The organism is Streptomyces sp. NPDC043896 (assembly GCF_056435605.1).
The window spans coordinates 157,009-174,098 of sequence record NZ_JBWKEE010000011.1 but is presented as its reverse complement, the minus strand read 5'-3'; the positions used below and the strand labels follow the sequence as shown (position 1 = coordinate 174,098).

Below are 17,090 nucleotides of genomic sequence, written 5' to 3'. Positions count from 1 at the left end.
TCAGGGTTCGCCCCCGGGTGGCGGGCCCGGTCTCTGCTTAGGGTGGTCCACATGAGTGACGAGCGGCCCGAGAAGCCGTTGCCGGAGAAGACCTCACTGGAGAAGGCCGCGCCGGAGGAAGCGGGGGCCGCCGCCGGGGCGCCCGCGCTGCGGGCGTCGGACGCCGACCGCGAGCGGGTGGTGGACAAGCTGCGGGACGCCGTCGCCGAGGGCCGCCTCGACATGGAGGAGTTCGAGGAGCGGCTGGAAGCCGCGTACAAGTCCCGTACGTACGCGGAACTCGAACCCCTGACCCGCGACCTGCCCGGCCCGGCACCGGTCCCGTCCCCCGTTTCGCCGGCGGCCGCTTCCGGGTTCCCGTCCTCTTCTCCTTCCCCGTTCCCGTCCCCTTCCCCGTCGTGGCCCGACCGGATCGGCGGTACGGGGACCTCGGCCACGGCCGTCGCCGTCATGTCGGGCTTCCAGCGCAAGGGCCGCTGGACCGTGCCCGCACGCTTCAACGCGGTGGCCTTCTGGGGCGGTGGCGAGCTCGACCTGCGCCAGGCCGACTTCGCTGAGCGCGAGGTCGTCATCACCTGCGTGGCCATCATGGGCGGCATCGAGATCACCGTCCCGCCGGGCGTGGAGGTCGACGTACGCGGCATCGGCGTCATGGGCGCCTTCGACCAGGGCAACGCCCTGGAGTACCGGCCCGATCCGGGCGCCCCGCGGGTGGTCGTGAACGGGCTCGCCCTCTGGGGCGGGGTCGCGGTCAAGGTGAAGGAGCCCAAGGGGTCGAAGGGGTTGAAGGGGCCGAAGGGGGCGGAGCGGCTGGACGGCGGTCCGTCCCGCAAGGAGCTGTAGCGGGCCTTCGGCGACTGTGCGCCGGGGCCGGGGCCGGGGCCGGTGCCGGGGCCGGTGCCCGAGCGGTCCGAGTGCCTTCGGCGGCGTGCCGGGAACTCCCCGGGCCTCCCGGGAGTCGGATGCTATGCAGACAAAACCGGCCATCGGGGGAAGGGCAGGAGCAGCACGTGAGCAGCAGCACGGATGACCGTACGAGGGGCCCGTCGGCCCCGCCACGCGGCGCGTTCGTCTTCAACGCGGCGGACGAGGAGCGGCAGCGCGGTGTCCGCCGGATGAAGGCGACCGCGACGGGGCTGCTGGTCCTGGTCGCGCTGGTCTACGTACTGGCCAAGTGCGCGCAGAACGCCTGGGGCGCCGGCCCCTGGGCCGGGTACGTCGCGGCGGCGGCCGAGGCGGGCATGGTGGGTGCGCTGGCGGACTGGTTCGCGGTGACGGCCCTCTTCCGGCGGCCGCTGGGGCTGCCGATCCCGCACACGGCGATCATTCCGACCAAGAAGGACCAGCTGGGCGTCTCGCTGGGCGAGTTCGTCGGCGAGAACTTCCTGTCGTCGGACGTGGTGCGCGCACGGCTCCACTCCCTCGGCATCGGCGGCCGGCTCGGCGCCTGGCTGGCCGAGCCCGCGCATGCCGACCGGGTCACGGCCGAGCTGGCCACGGCCCTGCGCGGGGCCCTGACCGTACTGCGGGACTCCGACGTGCAGGCCGTGGTGGGCGAGGCGATCACGCGGCGGGCGGAGGCGGCGGAGATCGCCCCCGGCATCGGCAAGACCCTGGAACGGGTCGTCGCGGACGGCGGCCACCACCGTGCCGTGGACCTCGTGTGCGCGAAGGCCCACGACTGGCTCATCACGCACGGGGACTCCGTCATGGACGCCGTCCAGGGCGGCGCCCCCGGCTGGACCCCGCGCTTCGTCGACCGCAAGATCGGCGACCGGGTGTACAAGGAGCTGCTGCGCTTCGTCACGGAGATGCGGGACATGCCGGGTCACCCGGCGCGCGGGGCGGTGGACCGCTTCCTGCGCGACTTCGCCGCCGACCTCCAGTCGGACACGGAGACGCGGGCGCGGGTGGAGCGGCTGAAGTCGGAGATCCTGGCGCGGGACGAGATCCAGGACGTGATCGCGTCGGCGTGGTCCGCGATCCGCACGATGATCATCTCGGCGGCGGAGGACGAGCAGAGCGAGCTGCGGCTGAGGGTGCGGTCCTCGCTGATGTCGCTGGGCGCCCGGCTCGCGACGGACGGGCGTCTGCAGGAGAAGGTGGAGGGCTGGATCGAGGGCGCGGTGGTCTACGTGGTCACCACGTACCGGAGGGAGATCACCTCCCTGATCACGGACACGGTGGCGGCCTGGGACGCCGAGCACACCTCGCGCAAGATCGAGGCGCACATCGGCCGCGACCTCCAGTTCATCCGCATCAACGGCACGGTGGTGGGCGCGCTGGCGGGCCTGGTCATCTACACGGTCTCGCGGGCGCTGGGGGGGTAGGGGGGGTAGGGGGGTAGGCGGGTGGGTACGCGGTCCCGTGCCGGGGGCATGACCTCCGCGGGCTGAGCCCGGGGGTACCTTCCAGCCCCGCCGACGTTTGAGGCGCGGGTCCGGGCAGCGCCCGGGGAACGGTGGAAGGGCGGGTAGGGGACCAGCCCCGCGCAGCGGCCCACCGCAGCCCCGGCCAGGGGTACGGCAGCCCCGGCCAGGGGAGAGGCCCCCTGCCGAGAGGTACTCCCCGGCCAGGGGACGGGACACGGATCCCCCCCCGGGGGACCGGTCAGGCGGGGCGGTCCGACACGGCCCAGGCGGTCGCGGCGACGACCCCGGCCGCACCCACGACGGCCGGCCACGCGCCGACCTTCTTCGCCAGCGGGTGCGCCCCCGCGAAGCCGGCGAGGTACAGCGCCCCCAGCCCGGCCGCCGCGGGCACACCGCCGCGCTTGTGCCACTCGCGGCCGGCCACGAGCCCGGCGGCGCCGAGCACGACACCGCCCAGCGGCCGCTTCTTGGTCCAGCGGGCGACGGCGTAACCGCCGACCAGCCCTGCCGCCGCCACCGCGGAACTGGGTACGCGTGCCATGTCGAACTCCCTCACTCGTCTTGTCATCAAATGATCCGGTCGGATCCGTTCTGCATCCGCCCCCAAAGCTAACGCGGGCCCCTGGACGCCCGCCGGACCCCCACCGCCCCGAGCACGAGCACCGCCCCGCCGACCACCGCGTCCGGAAGCGCCTCCCGCACGGTGCGGGGCAGCAGCGCGACGACTCCGAGGACGAGGAGGAAGGCGAGCGCGCACCGCCCCGCCGCCCGCAGCAGTCTGTCCGTGTTCACGGATGCTCAACGCCCCACCCCGGCCCGCGACACGGACGACGCGGAGACGATTTGTCGCACACTCGCCGTTTCTGTGCATCACCGGGCCGGGGAACCTCCTGGGCGTAGATTCGGTCTTCCAGTGGGAAATCCGCCCAATCGCCACACCGACCCCAGGAGTCGACACCGTGATCTCATACGGACGAACCGTCCTGGACCTTCAGGACGAGCTGGTCGACGCCTACGCCGACGTCTTCTCCGCCGCGCCGTGGAACGAGGACGAAGAAACCATTCGCCAGTTCTCGGTCCGCCTGCAGACGGACGTCCGGCGCCCGGGGTTCCGTATGGCCTTCGCGCAGTCCGAGGCCGGGGTGGACGGCTTCGCGACCGGCTGGCTCACGCAGGAACCTTTCCCCCAGCACCGCGCGTACCCCCAGGTCGCCGCGCAGCTCGGCCCCGACCGGGTACGGGACCTGCTCGTCGGGGCGCTGGAGATCGACGAGCTCGCCGTACGGGCCTACGCGCGCGGCCGCGGCACCGGCCGCGAGCTGCTCGCGGAGATCACCGAGGACGCCCCGCAGCGCCGCGCGTGGCTGCTGACCTCCCGGCTGGCCACGGACACGGTGGCCACGTACCGCCGGCTCGGCTGGCAGGAGGTGCCGGCCCACCCCGGCACCCAGACCGGCGTGGTCGTCTTCCTCTCCCCGACCCACCCGGGCCGAACCGCCTCCTGACCCGGGAGCTGGACCGGGTGCGGAACGGGCATACCCGGGCCATGATCACACCCGGAACCGTCAAAGTGGCCCGCCGCCAGCTCGGCCTCGCCACCCGCCACCAGCTGACCGCCGCCGGGATCCCCGGCGGCACGGTCACTTCCCGGACCCGCGCCGGCGGGCCCTGGCAGCGGCTGCTGCCCCGCGTCTACCTCCTCCAGACGGGGCCGCCGGACCACCGCCAACGGGCCCTGGCCGCCGTCCTGTACGCCGCCGCGCCGGCCGCGGACCCGCTCTCCGGCGAGACCGCCGTCCTCACCGGCGGGGCGGCCCTGTCCCTCCTCGGCGTCCGCGACACCCCGCCGGCCCCGGCGGACGTGCTGGTCCGCGCCCCGCGCCGGCCCGTCGGGATCCCGGAGGTCCGGCCCCTGACGACCTCCCGCTGGCCCCGCACCATCACCGTCGCGGGCGTCCCCAGCGCCCGCCCGGTGCGCGCCGCCGCCGACTTCGCCGCCCGCCCGGGGCCCGACGCGCACCCCGACCGGATCCGTTCCGTCCTGGCCCAGGTCGTGCAGGCCGGCTGGTGCCACCCGGACGAACTGCACGCCGAACTCCGCGTCTCCCGCCTCCTGGGCCGCCCCGCCGTGCGCGCCGCGGCGGCGGAACTCCTGGCCGGGGTCCGCTCGGTGGCCGAAGCCCGGGCCCGCGACGCCCTCACCGGCACCGACCTCCCGACGCCCCTCTGGAACGCCCGCCTCTACACCCCGGACGGCACCTTCCTGGCCACCCCGGATGCCTACTGGCCCGACGAGGGCGTGGCCCTGGAGGTCGACTCGGCCGAGTACCACTACACCCGGGACGCCTGGCAGGCCACCCTCCGCCGCCGCCTGCGCCTGGAGTCCCACGGCGTCCTGGTGGTCAGCGCGACCCCGTCGATGATCCGCGACACCCCGGACCAGGTGACCGCTGCCCTGCGCACCCTCCTGGCCCTGGCCACCACCCGCCCCACCCCACCCCACCCACAGCCCTGGCCCGCGGCCACCAACAGCTGCCCCTGCCCTTCTGGGGGGAGGGGTGATCGGGTGATCGGGCGGTTCACAATGGGAGGGTGGAGAAACTGCCGACGACGGCCACCGTGCGCACCAGGATGAGTCGCCAGAAGAGCCGCGACACCGGTGTGGAGGTGGCCCTGCGAAGGGCGCTGCACGCCATGGGGGCCCGCTACCGGATCCACCGGAAACCGGTGAAGGGAGTGCGGCGCGAGGCCGACATCGTGTTCGGCCCCGCGCGCGTCGCGGTGTTCGTCGACGGCTGCTTCTGGCACGGCTGCCCCGTGCACGCCACATGGCCGAAGAACAACGCCGAGTTCTGGCGGGCGAAGATCGAAGGGAACCGGCGCAGGGACCTCGACACGGACGCCCGGCTGACCGAGGCGGGTTGGTTGGCCGTGCGCGTCTGGGAGCACGAGCAGGCGGACGAGGCGGCTGCGCGTGTGCTGGCAGTCGTCGCGAGCCGTCGTGCCCCTTCGCGTTCACGGGTGCGAGCGCACGACTCCGTCCCGGACGCGTGAGAAGACGCTCCCTGTCGTCGGGGCGCCGTCACGCCGCTCGCGCCCGGTGAAAGGTCGCCGGCCACCGGTTGTTCGGTCAGGTGTCGGTGGTCCCGTGGCACTCCGTGTACGGCTTGCCCGAGGTGCACCAGCAGGGGGACGTGGGGGTGGGGGGCCAGGGGGTGGCTTTGCCTCGGGCCGCCAGGGTGGTGGCGTACTCCGGGAGGAGGGCCGGGGAGGCCGGGGAGGTCTTCTCCGAGGCCGCGAAGGCTTCGTACGAGGGGACGCTGCCCGTCACGATGCCGAGATTCGTGGTGCCCGAGGCCGCCAGGGCGCGGAGGGAGGACTCCACCGCTGCGAGGTGGGCCTCGTGGGAGGGGTACTCCGTCGAGAGGGTGGGGTAGCTCGTCAGGAGTTCGGCCAGTTCGCGGTGGGGCCAGTGGAGGATCGCCACCGGGAAGGGGCGGGACAGGGCCGCGCGGCGGTCGCCGAGTTCGGCGCGCAGGCGGGCGATCTCGGCGCGGAGTTCGGCCGGGTCGTCGGAGCCCAGGGCCCAGATGCGCTTCGGGTCGTGGAGCTCGTCCAGCGGGATCGGGCCGATGTGGCGGGTGTCGGCGACCATGTCCCAGTCGTCGTGGGGGAGGGCGAGGAGCCGGCGGACGCGGTGGCGGCCCGTCAGGAGCGCGGTGGTGGCCCGGGTGAGGGGGGTGTCCTCCGAGGTGAGGAGGGTCGCCGCCTCGGTGAAGCACTCGTGGGAGGCTTCCAGTTCGTCGTGTGATTCCAGGGCTTCGGCGATGACTTCCCAGGGGGCCGGGTCCGTGGGGGCCGCCGCGCGGAGGCCGGAGATCAGGGCGCGGGCCTCGGCCTCGTGGCCGTACTCCCACAGGTTCGCGGCCTGGAGGGCCTTGATCAGGTGGGGGTTGGCGGGGTCCGCGGCGAGGAGTTGGTCGTAGAGGGCGCTCGCGCGCTCCCGGTCGTCGGCCAGTTCGAGGTGGGCCGCGGCCTGGAGGAGCAAGGGCTCCTGGTCCTCGGGGTAGCGGGTCGCCGTGCGGATCAGGCGCTCGGCTTCGGCGATGTGCTCGGCAGGCGTGTCGGGGCGCATGGTTCACACCGTACTGCTGCTGGTCAGTTGAGGGGGGAGGTCTTAGGGTGCCCGCCGTGCGGGATCGTGTGCGGGTGGTGGTGCAGGGGGGCGGCCGGCGGGGGCGTCGGGCCGGTCTCGCCGGGCTGCTGTGGGTGGGGGCCGAGGTCATCACGACGGTGGGCGTGGTGGTGGCGCTGCTGGTGGTGCACCAGGTGTGGTGGACGAACCGGCAGGCCGTGGCCGCCGCTCAGGAGCAGGTTCAGGTCCTGGAGGAGCGGTGGGGGTCCGGGGCCGGGGAGCCTGCTGCCGGTGTTGTCGGCGAGGGGGAGGAGGGGGTGGGGGTGGGGGTGGATCCGGTGGGGGGTGAGGAGGACTCCGGCGGCGCTCCGGCCGCCGCCGCTCCTTCCGTGGGGGGTGGGGGGAGGCCGTCGGCGGCTCCGCCGGCTGCTTCCGGGAAGGCCGTGCCGCCGCCCCGGGCGCCGGCGCGGGACGAGGCGTACGCCGTGTTGCGCGTGCCGCGGATCGGGCTCGCGGTGCCGGTGGCGGAGGGGGTCGACAAGCGGGCCGTGCTGGACAAGGGGTACGCCGGGCACTACCCGGGGACCGCGCAGCCGGGGGCGGTGGGGAACTTCGCGCTGGCCGGGCACCGCAACACCCACGGGGAGCCGTTCCGGTACCTGAACCGGCTGCGGGACGGGGACGAGGTGTTCGTCGACGTGCGGGGGCGGCGGTACGTGTACGTGGTGGGGAAGGTGCTGGCGGAGACGAGTCCGGGCGACGTGGGGGTGATCGCGCCGGTGCCGCGGAGCGGGGTGAGGGCCGGGTACGGGTACGAGGCGGTGGGGTCGTACATCACGCTGACGACCTGTACGCCCGAGTACAGCTCCAAGTACCGGCTGGTGGTCTGGGGGACCCTCAAGAACGTTGTCAGCGGCACCCGTTAGTATCGGTGTGTCGTATCGATCGCGAGTTCCGTTCCCGGTTGGGGTTCGGTCGAGGGGGTGGGGTGGATGTCTTCCGTGCTGCGGGTTCGCGCTTCCGTCTCGGCCCTGCTGTCCTCCTCGCGGGTGGTGCGGCTGCTCGTCGCGCTGCTGCTGCTCGGCGGGTTCCTCGGGCTGGTGTCCGGCGAGGCCGGGCTTGCCGCCGGTGTGGTCGTGCTGGCCTCGGCCGTCGCCTTCGGGGCCGCCGTGCTGGCCGCGTGCCTCGTACGGCCCGTGCCGCCGCACCGCATACGTACCGCGATCCGTGATCGCGAGCAGCGCACGGCGTTCCTGCCGCAGCGCGATCCCGACGCCTCGGGCCGGTCGCGGCCCAGGGCTCCCGGCCGTCTGGTCCTGACGGCCGCGTAGGGGCGCGCAGTGCCTCCCGCCTTCTGCTGATCCATCGCTGTTGTCGCCCCTCGCGGGTCGTCACGCCGAAGTGCGTTTCCTTCGACGTTCGACGAGACCCCTGGAGGGCCCGCGTGTCCGTTTTCTCTGATCTTGTTGTCGAGCTGGGCCGGTTCCTGGAGCCGGTGCTGGCCGAGTCCGCGACCGCTGCCGCGATCGTGCTGTTCACCGTCCTCGTGAGGCTCGCCCTGTTTCCGCTGGGGCGTGCCGCGTTCCGTGCGGCGACGCCGGCGGCCGGCTGCCTGCCCGTCCTGTTGCAGCTGCCGGTGTTCTTCCTGATGTACCAGTCCTTCTCCTCGGGCGGTGAGCTGCTCGACCACCGGCTCTTCGCCGCGCCGCTCGGCGCCCGCTGGACCGGGGCGCTGGAGGAGGGCGGCCTGTTCGGGGCGCAGGGCCTGGTGTTCCTCGGGCTCTTCGCGGCGATCGCGGTGGTGGCCGCGTGGAGTGCGGTACGGGGGCGGCGTGCGGCCGCTGCCGCGCCGGCGCCGGTGCTGCCCGCGGCGAAGGGCGCCGGGGCGGGCGCCGGGGCGAAGAGGGGCGGGGCGAAGGGTGCGGGGGCGGCGCCCGAGCTGAGCGCCGAGCAGCTGGAGGCGATGCGCAAGCTGGGCGGCGTACTGCCCCTGCTGTCGTTCGGGACGCTGATCACGGCGGCCGTGGTCCCGCTGGCGGCCGGGCTGTACCTGCTGACCACCACCGCCTGGTCGGTCGGGGAGCGGGCCTGGCTCCAGTACCGGAAGGACGGAGCTGCGCGTTCCATTCTGTGAACAGGGTCTTGCGGATTGGTCGGACATCTTGGAGGATCAGCCAATCCTCCGATGGCCGCAACCCATCGGCCGGCCCGTGCCGTGCCCGTTCACCGGCATGCCCACGGGCCGACCACCCACGACCACGGGAGAATGCCCATGAAGCTGCTGCGTGTCGGACCCGTCGGGTCGGAGCGCCCCGCGCTGCTCGACCAGGACGGGACCCTGCGGGACCTGTCCGGCCTGGTCACGGATGTGGACGGCGCCCTGCTGTCCGACGCGTCCGTACTGTCCCGGGTACGGGAGGCCGCGGCGGCCGGCGAGCTGCCGGTCCTGGACGCGGAAGGGCTGCGGATCGGCTCCCCGGTCGGCCGGATCGGCAAGATCGTGGGCATCGGGCTGAACTACTTCGGGCACGCGGCCGAGATCGGCGCGGAGCCGCCGGCCGAGCCGATCCTGTTCCTGAAGGCCGCGGACACCGTGGTGGGCCCCGACGACACCGTGCTCATCCCGCGCGGCAGCGTGAAGACCGACTGGGAGGCCGAGCTCGGCGTCGTCATCGGCAGCACCGCCCGCTACCTCGGGTCCGCCGAGGAGGGCCTCGCGCACGTCGGCGGCTACACGCTGGTCAACGACGTCTCGGAGCGCGAGTTCCAGATCGAGCGCGGCGGCACCTGGGACAAGGGCAAGAACTGCGAGACGTTCACCCCGCTCGGCCCCTGGCTCGTCACGGCCGACGAGATCCCGGACCCGCAGGTCCTGGACGTCAGGCTGTGGGTCAACGGCGAGCTCAAGCAGGACGGCAACACCTCGGACCAGATCTTCCCGGTCGGCGAGGTCGTGCGGTACCTGAGCCAGTTCATGACCCTGTACCCGGGTGACGTCATCGTCACCGGCACCCCGGCGGGCGTGGCGATGGGCCAGCCCGAGCCGAAGCCGTACCTGCGGGCCGGCGACGTGGTGGAGCTGGAGATCGAGAAGCTCGGCCGGCAGCGGCAGGAGTTCAAGAGCGCGTAGCGTGCGTGGCGTGCGCGGCGCGTGTAGGGCTTGAATGCGGGAGGGGGGGGGGGGGGGGGGGTGTTTCCCCCCCCCCCCCCCCTCCCCGTGTGCGTGGGGTGGTGCCGGTCAGCCCTCGGACGAGGCGCGGCGGCGGCGGTTGGCGACCATCAGGCCCGCGCCCGCGGCGAGTGCGGCGGCGCCGGTGCCGGCGATCCACGTCTCCGAGCCCGCGCCCGTGCTGGCGAGCGGGGCGGAGCCGGAGCCACCGGCCGGGGTGGTGTTGCCGTTCCCGGTCGTGCCCTTGGCGCCGGCCGGCTGGACCCCGCCGGTGGTGCCGGTGCCGGTGCCGGTGCCGGTGCCGGATCCGGTGTTCGTGCCGGTCCCGGTGCCGCCCGTGTTGCCCGAGCCGCCCGTGTGGCCGGCGGCCTTGTCCTTGGCGCGCGCCACGTGCTGGCCGGTCTTCAGGAACGCGGCCCGGTCCTCGGGGGTGCCGTTGAGGGCGGCGAGGGCGGCTTTCTTCAGCTCCGGGCCGGCGCCGTTCACCATCCGCGAGATCTCGACGCTGTTGTCGTCGTCGCGGAGCCGGTGCTGCCCCTTGGTCATGAACTCGCGCAGCTGCTCCGGGGTCGCGTTGCCCTCGAGGAGCTTGATGATCCCCTCCTTCAGGCCCGGTCCCGCGCCGTTCAGCATCGAGAACAGCGCGACCCGGTCGTCCACGGCGCGGATCTTGTGCTGGCCGGTGGCGACGAAGTCGCGGATCTGCTCGCGCGTGCCGTTGCTCATCAGCTCGTTGACGGCCTGGGTGATGCCCCGGCCGGCGCCGTTCAGCATGCGCATCATCTCGACGCGGTCGTCTTCGAGGCGGGCCACGTGCTGGCCGTTGCGGAGGAAGTCGGAGAGCGCCTGCTGGGTGTTCACCGCCAGGGCAGCGTCCGCGGCCTTCTTGACGCCCTTGCCGCCGGCCTCGCCGATCCGGGCGACCCGCACGCGGTCGTCCTCGAGCTGCTGCTGCGCATGGCCGGTCGTGAGGAAGGCCTGCATGTCGGCGGCCGTCCCCTGGAGCGCCTTCGCGGCGGCCTCGCGGACGCCCGGGCCGCTCGCCGGGTCGTTCAGGATCTGCTGGATCCGGGCCCGGGCGTCGGCGGCCTGGTCGTCGGCCGGCGTCGTCGCGGGGGTACCCGCCGGATTCGCGGCCTGCGGGTCCCGGTCGGGCGCGGTCGGCGACGACGGGGTGGCCGGCGCCGCGGACGAGGCGTCAGCGGCGAAGGCGGGCGAGGACAGCAGGACGGCCGGGGCTATCGCGGCGGTGGCCACGACGGACGCGATCCGGGGCAGCTTCACAGGTGGGGATTCCATTCTTCACAAGTGTGATGATCGGCAGCCTGTGAAGAATAGGCCCCTGCCGGGAGCCACAAGCGTCGATTTTGCGACAAAGATGGATCAAGTCATGAGGATCACAGCTCCACGGCCACCCCCTCGCGGGAGGACCTGCGGGCCGCCTCCAGTACCGCCAGGCAGCGCGCCGCCTCCTCGGCGGTGACCGGCGCCGGTCCGCCCGTACGGAGGGCCTCCGCGACGGCGGCGTAGTACGCGGGGTAGTCGCCGGGGGCCGTCCGCACCGGGATTCCGCCGCCCGTGAGCGGGGACTCGCCGGAGCCCAGCCGGCCCCACAGGTGCTCGGGCTCCTCGCCCCACGGCTGCCCGTCGACGCCGGGGCGCAGGCCCTCGCGCAGGGCGGCCTCCTGCGGGTCCAGGCCGTACTTGACGTAGCCGGCGCGCGAGCCGAGTACGCGGAACCGCGGGCCGAGCTGGGCCGTGGTCGCGCTGACGTAGAGGTGGGAGCGGACTCCGTTCACGTGCGTGATCGCGATGAACGTGTCGTCGTCGGTCTCGGCGGCCGGGCGGCGCACGTCCGTCTCCGCGTAGACGCGTACCGCCGGGCCGAACAGCACGAGTGCCTGGTCGACGACGTGGCTGCCGAGGTCGTACAGCAGGCCGCCGACCTCCTCCGGGGCTCCGGACTCCCGCCAGCCGCCCTTGAGCTGGGGACGCCAGCGCTCGTAGCGGGACTCGAAGCGCTGGACCTCGCCGAGCTCGCCGTCGGCGAGGAGGCGGCGCAGGGTGAGGAAGTCGTTGTCCCAGCGGCGGTTCTGGAAGACGGAGAGGAAGGTCCCGGTGCGCTCCGCGAGCGCGGCCAGCTCGTACGCCTCGGCGGCGGTGGCGGCGAGCGGCTTGTCCACGACCACGGGGATGCCGGCGGTGAGGGCGGCGGTGGCGAAGGGGACGTGGGTCTTGTTGGGAGAGGCGACGACGACCAGGTCCGGGGCGTCGGGCCGCTGCCAGAGCTCGTCGGCGGAGGGGGCGATGCGGACGCCGGGGTGGGCCTCGCGGGCCTGGGCCTGCCGGCCGGGGTCGGAGGTGACGACCGTGTCGAGGACGAGGCCGTCGGTGGCGGACACGAGAGGGGCGTGGAAGACGGAGCCGGCGAGCCCGTAGCCGATGAGCGCCACGCGCAGCGGGGCGGAGGGAGAGGTGGGGGAGGCGTGGGAGGCGTGGGAGGCGGGAGAGGTCGGGGAGGCGTCCATGGGACCACTTTGGCAACAGTGTTGTGTAAGTGCAAGGAGGGTGGACAATGGGCGGGTGAACAGGGGCGACGGGGGCGACGGGGGAGGCGGAGGCGGCGGGGTCAACCTGCCGGCGCTGCGGGGGCACAACGAGGCGCTGCTGCTGGACCTGCTGCGCGCCGCCGGCGCGCCGGGGCTCGGCCGCGCGGAGCTCGCCGCCCGTACGGGGCTCACCCCGCAGGCCGTCAGCAAGATCACCGCGCGGCTGGCGGCGGAGGGGCTGGTCGCCGAGGCCGGGCGCGGCGCCTCCACCGGCGGCAAGCCGCGCACGCTGCTGCGGCTGGTGCCCGGGGCCCGGCACGCGGTGGGGGTGCACCTGGACCGCGACGAGCTGAGCGCGGTCAGGGTCGACCTGGCGGGCGGCGTGGTCGCGCGGTGGAGCGGGCCGCTGGACTTCGGGGCCGGTCCGGAACGGGTGGTGGATTCGGTCGTACGAGCGGTCGCGCGGGTTTCCGGCGAGGCCGGGGCGGGGCCGCCGCTGCTCGGGGTGGGCGCCGCCGCGCCGGGCCCGCTGGACTGGCGCAGCGGGGTGCTGGGGAGGGTGACGGGGTTCCCGGACTGGGCGGGGTACCCGTTGCGGGAGGTGCTGGCGGGGCGCCTGGGGTTGCCCGTGGTGCTGGACAAGGACACCAACGCCGGGGTCGTGGCGGGGGCTCCGGGCGGGCCGGGCTCCGGTACCTCGGTGTACCTCCACGTCGGGACCGGGCTCGGGGCGGGGCTGCGCTTCGACGGGGCGGTGCACAGGGGGGCGCGCTCGGCGGCGGGGGAGTTCGGGCACCAGGTGCTGCGGCTGGACGGGCCGGCGTGCCGGTGCGGCGGGCGCGGCTGCCTGGAGGTGCTCTGCCTGGAGGCGGTGGCCCGGGGCGATGTGGCGGAGGCGGCGCGACTGCTGGGGGAGGGGGCGGCGAACCTGGCCGCGCTGCTGGACGTGGACCGGGTCCTGCTGGGGGGCCGGGTCGTGGACGCGGATCCGGAGCCCTTCGTGGCCGGGGTCCGCGCGGCGCTGGAGTCCCGCGTGCTGCTGGAGCACCCCCCGACGGTTGCGGCCACCCCGGCCGGGGTGGCGGAGGGCGCGGCGGCCCTGGTCCGGGGCCGGGTCTTCGGCTGGACCTGACCCCACCCCGCGGCGGGCCCGCCGGCTCCGCCCAGGCGGCCCGGCCGCGCCCCTGGGGGGCGGGCTCGGCGTTCTGGCTCCGCCCGCCCCCGTCGGGAGGCCCCCCGCGTCCCGGCTTTGCCCGCCACTGTCGGGGAGTCCCGCGTTCCGGCTCCGCACGCCCCTGCCCGGGCGGTGGTGCGGCGGTGGCGCGGTGCGCGTGTGGGCAGTGCCCCTCCCCGCCCTTCCACCGTTCCCCGGGGCTCCGCCCCGGCCCCGACTGCCCGGGGGCTGGGCCTGCGGGCCCCGGCTGCCCCCGGTCGGGGGCTCCGCCCCGGCCCCGGCTGGACCCCGGCCGCGGGGCCCGGCCCCGACTGCCCCCGGGCTGCGCCCGCGGGCCCCGGCCCCGACTGCCCGGAGGCTGCGCCTGCGGCCCCGGGCAGTCGGGCCGCCCCCCCGCCGCCCCCCGAGGCCGGCCCCCCTGGGCGGCCCCCGGGGCTCCGCCCCTGGCTTCGGCTGCCCCGCCTGGGAGGCCCTCCGGCTGGGGCCCGGTCCTCGGGGGGTCCGCCCCGCCCCCATTGACCCCGGCCGCCGTTTGGGCGTAAACCGGGAGGGCTTGGGCGTGGGGTTGGGTGGGGTTTCGGCGCGCGTGGCAGGGTGCGGGGAAGGTCGGGGTGATTGTCGCCTCGTCCGATCATCGTTCCGTTCCGTACGTCCGTGCGTCCGTCCGTCCGTCCGGCGAGCAGCAAAGGTCTTCCATGCGACTGCGCAACGCCCTCGCCCTCACCGCCCTCCTCCTCGCCCTCGGTACCGCCACGGCCCCCACCGCCACCGCCGACATCGGCAACGGCGGCGGCGCCCGCCCGGCCCCCGCGCTGCCCTCCCGCGCGCACGCCACCTGCGGCGACGGCAAGGCCACCGCGTTCCCCATCGGGGCGCGGATCCGGGGCGGCCCGGCGGTCTACCGGGCGGGCGGCGGGCCGCAGACCTGGCTGCTGGACCTGACCAACACCACGAGCGGCGCGTGCACCGCCATCCACCCCGTGGTCGTCTTCACCGACGCCGCCCGCCACCTGCGGCCGGCCCACCTCCGCATGGAGTTCGAGGCGCCCGGCGGCCCGTACCCCGTCACCCTGGAGCGCTCCGACCGCGACGAGATCATCGCGGTGTTCGACGGGGGGAGCCGGTTCTCCGGCTTCTCCGTGCCGGCCGGCGGGTCCGCCACCGTCAAGGTGCGGCTGGCGTTCGCCCCCGACGCCCCCCTCGGCGAGGTCGTCGCCGACGCCGCGCTGGTCCAGCGCAAGGCGGACGACGGGGAGTGGGTCGGCGAAGCCGGCGGGTACCGCTTCTCGGTGGAGGGGCCGCAGGACCCGGCCGAGGCGGGCTCGCTCGCGCACACCGGCCCCCGCGAGTGGGCCTACGGGGGCGCGGCCGTCGCCGCCCTCGCCGCCGGGGGCGGGCTGCTGCTCGGGGCCCGGAGGGTCAAGGCGTCCGCATAGGGGCGCCGGCGTAGGGGCGCCGGCGTAGGGGCGTACGCGTAGGCGCGTACCTGCCACGGCGTACCTGCCACGGCGCGCCTGCCACGGCGTGCGCGCAAGGGCAGGTGCGCATGGGCGTCGCGCACCCACGTACACGCAAGGCCGTGCGCGGACGGGTGTCCGGGGGCGGGGCTTGCGTACACCTGGTCCGCGTACAGTCCCAGGGTGGAAGATCAGAACCCCCCGTCCCACCGCCCCGGCTCGCCCGTCCGGTCCGGGATTCCCGAGCACGGCCGCATCCCCAAGTACTACGCCGTCAAGGCGCGCATCGCCGGCCTCCTCGACGAGCTCGGCGAGGGCGGCCTGCTGCCCACCGAGCGGGATCTCGCCGAGCGGTACGAGGTGGCCCGCGAGACCGTGCGGCAGGCGCTGCGCGAGCTGCTGCTCGAAGGGCGGCTGCGCCGTTCCGGGCGCGGGACCGTGGTGGCCGGTCCCAAGCTGGAGCAGCCCCTCTCCCTCGCGAGCTACACCGAGGGCGTGCGCCGGCAGGGCAGACGCCCCGGCCGCAACCTCATCGGCCTGGAGCGCTTCCCCTGCCCGGCCGACCTCGCGCCCGGCATCGGCGCCGAGCCGGGGGAGCCCGTCTGGCACCTGGAGCGGGTGCTGCTCGCCGACGACGAGCGGGTCGGGCTGGAGAGCACGTACATCCGGGTGGCCCGCGTCCCCCGCCTCGACGTCGATTTCCAGCCGGACTCCTCCTTCTACGGCTACCTCCACGACAGCCTCGGCATCTCCTTCGGTGACGCCGACGAGAAGCTGGAGACCGTCCTCGCGACCCCCCGCGAGGCCCTGCTGATCGGTACGCCGCCCGCGCTGCCGATGCTGCTCATCCACCGCTTCTCGCGGGACCGGGACGGTCGGCCGCTGGAGCGGGTGCGTTCGCTCTACCGTGGCGACCGGTTCAGCTTCACGACCCACCTGCGGCCCGATTAGCCGCCGCCCCGCCCCACCGAATCGCCCCCAACCACCCAGACCGTGCCCAATTGAAATCACGGAACGGTAACGGGTCTAGTCCAAGCGTCGAGGGCTGTTCACCACCCGGACGCCCCCGAGACCCTCCCGGGTCACGGACCGCGCCCACCGTGGACGGCGTGAGAGTCATAGTCGTCGGAGGCGGCGTGGTCGGCACCATGCACGCCTGGCAAGCAGTCCAACGCGGCCACGAGGTCGTCCAGATCGAGCGGGAGGCCGAGGCGCGCGGCGCCTCACTGCGCAATTTCGGCCAGATCTGGGTCAGCGGCCGGGCCGGGGGCGAGGAGCTCGACACCGCCCTGCGCGCCCGCGAGCTCTGGGAGCGGATCGGCGCGGAGGTGCCCGGCCTGGGCTTCCGTGCCATCGGCTCCCTCACCCCCGTACGCAACGCCCGCGAGCACGCGGTCGCCGAGGCGGCCGCCGCCCGCCCCGACGCCGCCGCCCGCGGCTACGAACTGGTCACCGCCGCGGAGGCCCGGCGGATCAACCCGGCCCTGCGCGGCGCCTTCGAAGCGGCCCTGTGGTGCGAGCGCGACGCCGCCGTCGAGCCCCGCACCGCCCAGCTCCACCTCCGCGAGGCCCTCCGCGCCTCCGGCCGCTACACCTTCGTCCCCGGCCGCGAGGTCCGCGACCTGGCCGGCCCCGCCGCCGTCCGCGACGACCACGGCGACGTCCACCGCGGCGACGCCGTCGTCCTCGCCACCGGCGCCTGGCTGTCCGGCCTGGTCCGCGAACTCGCCCCCGAACTGCCCGTGCGCCGCGTCCGGCTCCAGATGATGCAGACCGCACCCCTCGGCGAGCCGCTCACCACCTCCGTCGCCGACGCGGACAGCTTCCGCTACTACCCCGCCTACCGGTCCGAGGCCCTCGACGAGCTCAACGCCGCACAGGCACAGACGCCCGTGGCCGCCGCCCACAAGATGCAGCTGCTGATGGTGCAGCGCCAGGACGGCGGACTGACCATCGGCGACACCCACGAGTACGAGCACCCCTTCGCGTTCGACACCCTCGAAGACCCCTACGACCACCTCACCCAGGTCGTCGAGTCCTTCCTGGGCCGCCCCCTGCCGAAGATCCGGCACCGCTGGGCGGGCGTGTACGCGCAGTGCACCGACACCACCCGCGTCGTCCACCGCCAGCAGGTCGGCGAAGGCGTCTGGCTGGTGACCGGACCCGGCGGACGCGGCATGACCTGCTCCCCCGCCATCGCCGAGACCACCGCGAACGAACTGGGCTGGTGAGCC

General features: G+C 74.8%; 17 protein-coding genes and 1 pseudogene. 13 read left to right on the top strand and 5 right to left on the bottom strand.

All coding sequences use genetic code 11. From position 1 onward, the window contains the following. Positions 1–96: 96 nt before the first annotated feature. Both AC069X_RS18465 and AC069X_RS18460 read left to right on the top strand, forming a co-directional pair. A pseudogene (locus AC069X_RS18465) lies at positions 97–840 on the top strand (DUF1707 SHOCT-like domain-containing protein); the annotation flags it as partial. A gap of 122 nt (positions 841–962) precedes the next feature. Further along, entirely contained in the window at positions 963–2,330 is a 1,368-nt protein-coding gene (locus tag AC069X_RS18460) for a DUF445 domain-containing protein (RefSeq protein ID WP_478729640.1), read from the top strand. Positions 2,331–2,610: 280 nt separating this feature from the next. Here the strand turns inward: AC069X_RS18460 and AC069X_RS18455 are convergent, their stop codons facing one another. Beyond that, entirely contained in the window at positions 2,611–2,913 is a 303-nt protein-coding gene (locus AC069X_RS18455; protein WP_478729639.1) for a hypothetical protein, read from the bottom strand. A gap of 68 nt (positions 2,914–2,981) precedes the next feature. Beyond that, positions 2,982–3,164, bottom strand: coding sequence for a hypothetical protein (locus AC069X_RS18450; RefSeq protein WP_478729638.1), 183 nt, complete (start codon positions 3,162–3,164; stop codon positions 2,982–2,984). A gap of 167 nt (positions 3,165–3,331) precedes the next feature. On the opposite strand from AC069X_RS18450, the gene AC069X_RS18445 reads away from it, so the two are divergent. The 3 genes from AC069X_RS18445 to AC069X_RS18435 are packed head-to-tail and all read left to right on the top strand — an operon-like array spanning position 3,332 to position 5,426. Continuing rightward, positions 3,332–3,877: a GNAT family N-acetyltransferase gene (locus AC069X_RS18445; RefSeq protein ID WP_478729637.1), complete on the top strand. Its 546-nt coding sequence runs from the start codon at positions 3,332–3,334 to the stop codon at positions 3,875–3,877. Between the two features lie 41 nt (positions 3,878–3,918). After that, on the top strand, positions 3,919–5,007 hold the full coding sequence (locus tag AC069X_RS18440) for a hypothetical protein (protein WP_478729636.1): 1,089 nt from the start codon (positions 3,919–3,921) through the stop codon (positions 5,005–5,007). Beyond that, positions 4,965–5,426 (top strand): very short patch repair endonuclease, encoded by a 462-nt coding sequence (locus AC069X_RS18435; RefSeq protein ID WP_478729635.1) that lies wholly within the window; start codon positions 4,965–4,967, stop codon positions 5,424–5,426. Before AC069X_RS18440 ends, AC069X_RS18435 begins: the two co-directional genes overlap by 43 nt. Positions 5,427–5,502: 76 nt before the next feature. Here AC069X_RS18435 and AC069X_RS18430 read toward each other — a convergent pair whose 3' ends face one another. Further along, positions 5,503–6,507 (bottom strand): SEC-C metal-binding domain-containing protein, encoded by a 1,005-nt coding sequence (locus AC069X_RS18430; RefSeq protein WP_478729634.1) that lies wholly within the window; start codon positions 6,505–6,507, stop codon positions 5,503–5,505. Between the two features lie 56 nt (positions 6,508–6,563). On the opposite strand from AC069X_RS18430, the gene AC069X_RS18425 reads away from it, so the two are divergent. The 4 genes from AC069X_RS18425 to AC069X_RS18410 all read left to right on the top strand — a co-directional run bounded on the left by AC069X_RS18425 (position 6,564) and on the right by AC069X_RS18410 (position 9,637). Then, a complete protein-coding gene (locus AC069X_RS18425) occupies positions 6,564–7,433 on the top strand; it encodes a class E sortase (protein WP_478729633.1) in 870 nt (289 codons plus the stop codon). 66 nt (positions 7,434–7,499) lie between these two features. After that, positions 7,500–7,838, top strand: a complete 339-nt coding sequence (locus tag AC069X_RS18420) for a DUF6412 domain-containing protein (RefSeq protein ID WP_478729632.1) — start codon at positions 7,500–7,502, stop codon at positions 7,836–7,838. Positions 7,839–7,951: 113 nt separating this feature from the next. Then, complete coding sequence (locus tag AC069X_RS18415) at positions 7,952–8,641, top strand: YidC/Oxa1 family membrane protein insertase (protein ID WP_478729631.1); 690 nt, start codon at positions 7,952–7,954, stop codon at positions 8,639–8,641. A 138-nt stretch (positions 8,642–8,779) separates the two neighbouring features. Beyond that, the gene (locus AC069X_RS18410; protein WP_478729630.1) at positions 8,780–9,637 is read left to right on the top strand and encodes a fumarylacetoacetate hydrolase family protein; all 858 of its coding nucleotides are present in this window, start codon (positions 8,780–8,782) and stop codon (positions 9,635–9,637) included. Positions 9,638–9,745: 108 nt separating this feature from the next. Here AC069X_RS18410 and AC069X_RS18405 read toward each other — a convergent pair whose 3' ends face one another. Both AC069X_RS18405 and AC069X_RS18400 read right to left on the bottom strand, forming a co-directional pair. Continuing rightward, complete coding sequence (locus AC069X_RS18405; protein ID WP_478729629.1) at positions 9,746–10,975, bottom strand: ALF repeat-containing protein; 1,230 nt, start codon at positions 10,973–10,975, stop codon at positions 9,746–9,748. 98 nt (positions 10,976–11,073) lie between these two features. Next, positions 11,074–12,204 carry a Gfo/Idh/MocA family oxidoreductase gene (locus AC069X_RS18400; protein WP_478729628.1) on the bottom strand — a complete coding sequence of 377 codons (1,131 nt, stop codon included), beginning with the start codon at positions 12,202–12,204 and terminating at the stop codon, positions 11,074–11,076. 55 nt (positions 12,205–12,259) lie between these two features. Here AC069X_RS18400 and AC069X_RS18395 point away from each other — a divergent pair, with 55 nt between their 5' ends. The 4 genes from AC069X_RS18395 (at position 12,260) to AC069X_RS18380 (ending at position 17,087) form a co-directional block, all read left to right on the top strand. Further along, positions 12,260–13,357, top strand: coding sequence for an ROK family transcriptional regulator (locus tag AC069X_RS18395; protein ID WP_478729627.1), 1,098 nt, complete (start codon positions 12,260–12,262; stop codon positions 13,355–13,357). Positions 13,358–14,094: 737 nt separating this feature from the next. Continuing rightward, positions 14,095–14,835, top strand: a complete 741-nt coding sequence (locus AC069X_RS18390) for a hypothetical protein (protein ID WP_478729626.1) — start codon at positions 14,095–14,097, stop codon at positions 14,833–14,835. Between the two features lie 204 nt (positions 14,836–15,039). Next, complete coding sequence (locus AC069X_RS18385) at positions 15,040–15,807, top strand: GntR family transcriptional regulator (protein ID WP_478729625.1); 768 nt, start codon at positions 15,040–15,042, stop codon at positions 15,805–15,807. 158 nt (positions 15,808–15,965) lie between these two features. Next, the gene (locus AC069X_RS18380) at positions 15,966–17,087 is read left to right on the top strand and encodes a TIGR03364 family FAD-dependent oxidoreductase (protein WP_478729624.1); all 1,122 of its coding nucleotides are present in this window, start codon (positions 15,966–15,968) and stop codon (positions 17,085–17,087) included. Positions 17,088–17,090 lie beyond the last annotated feature (3 nt).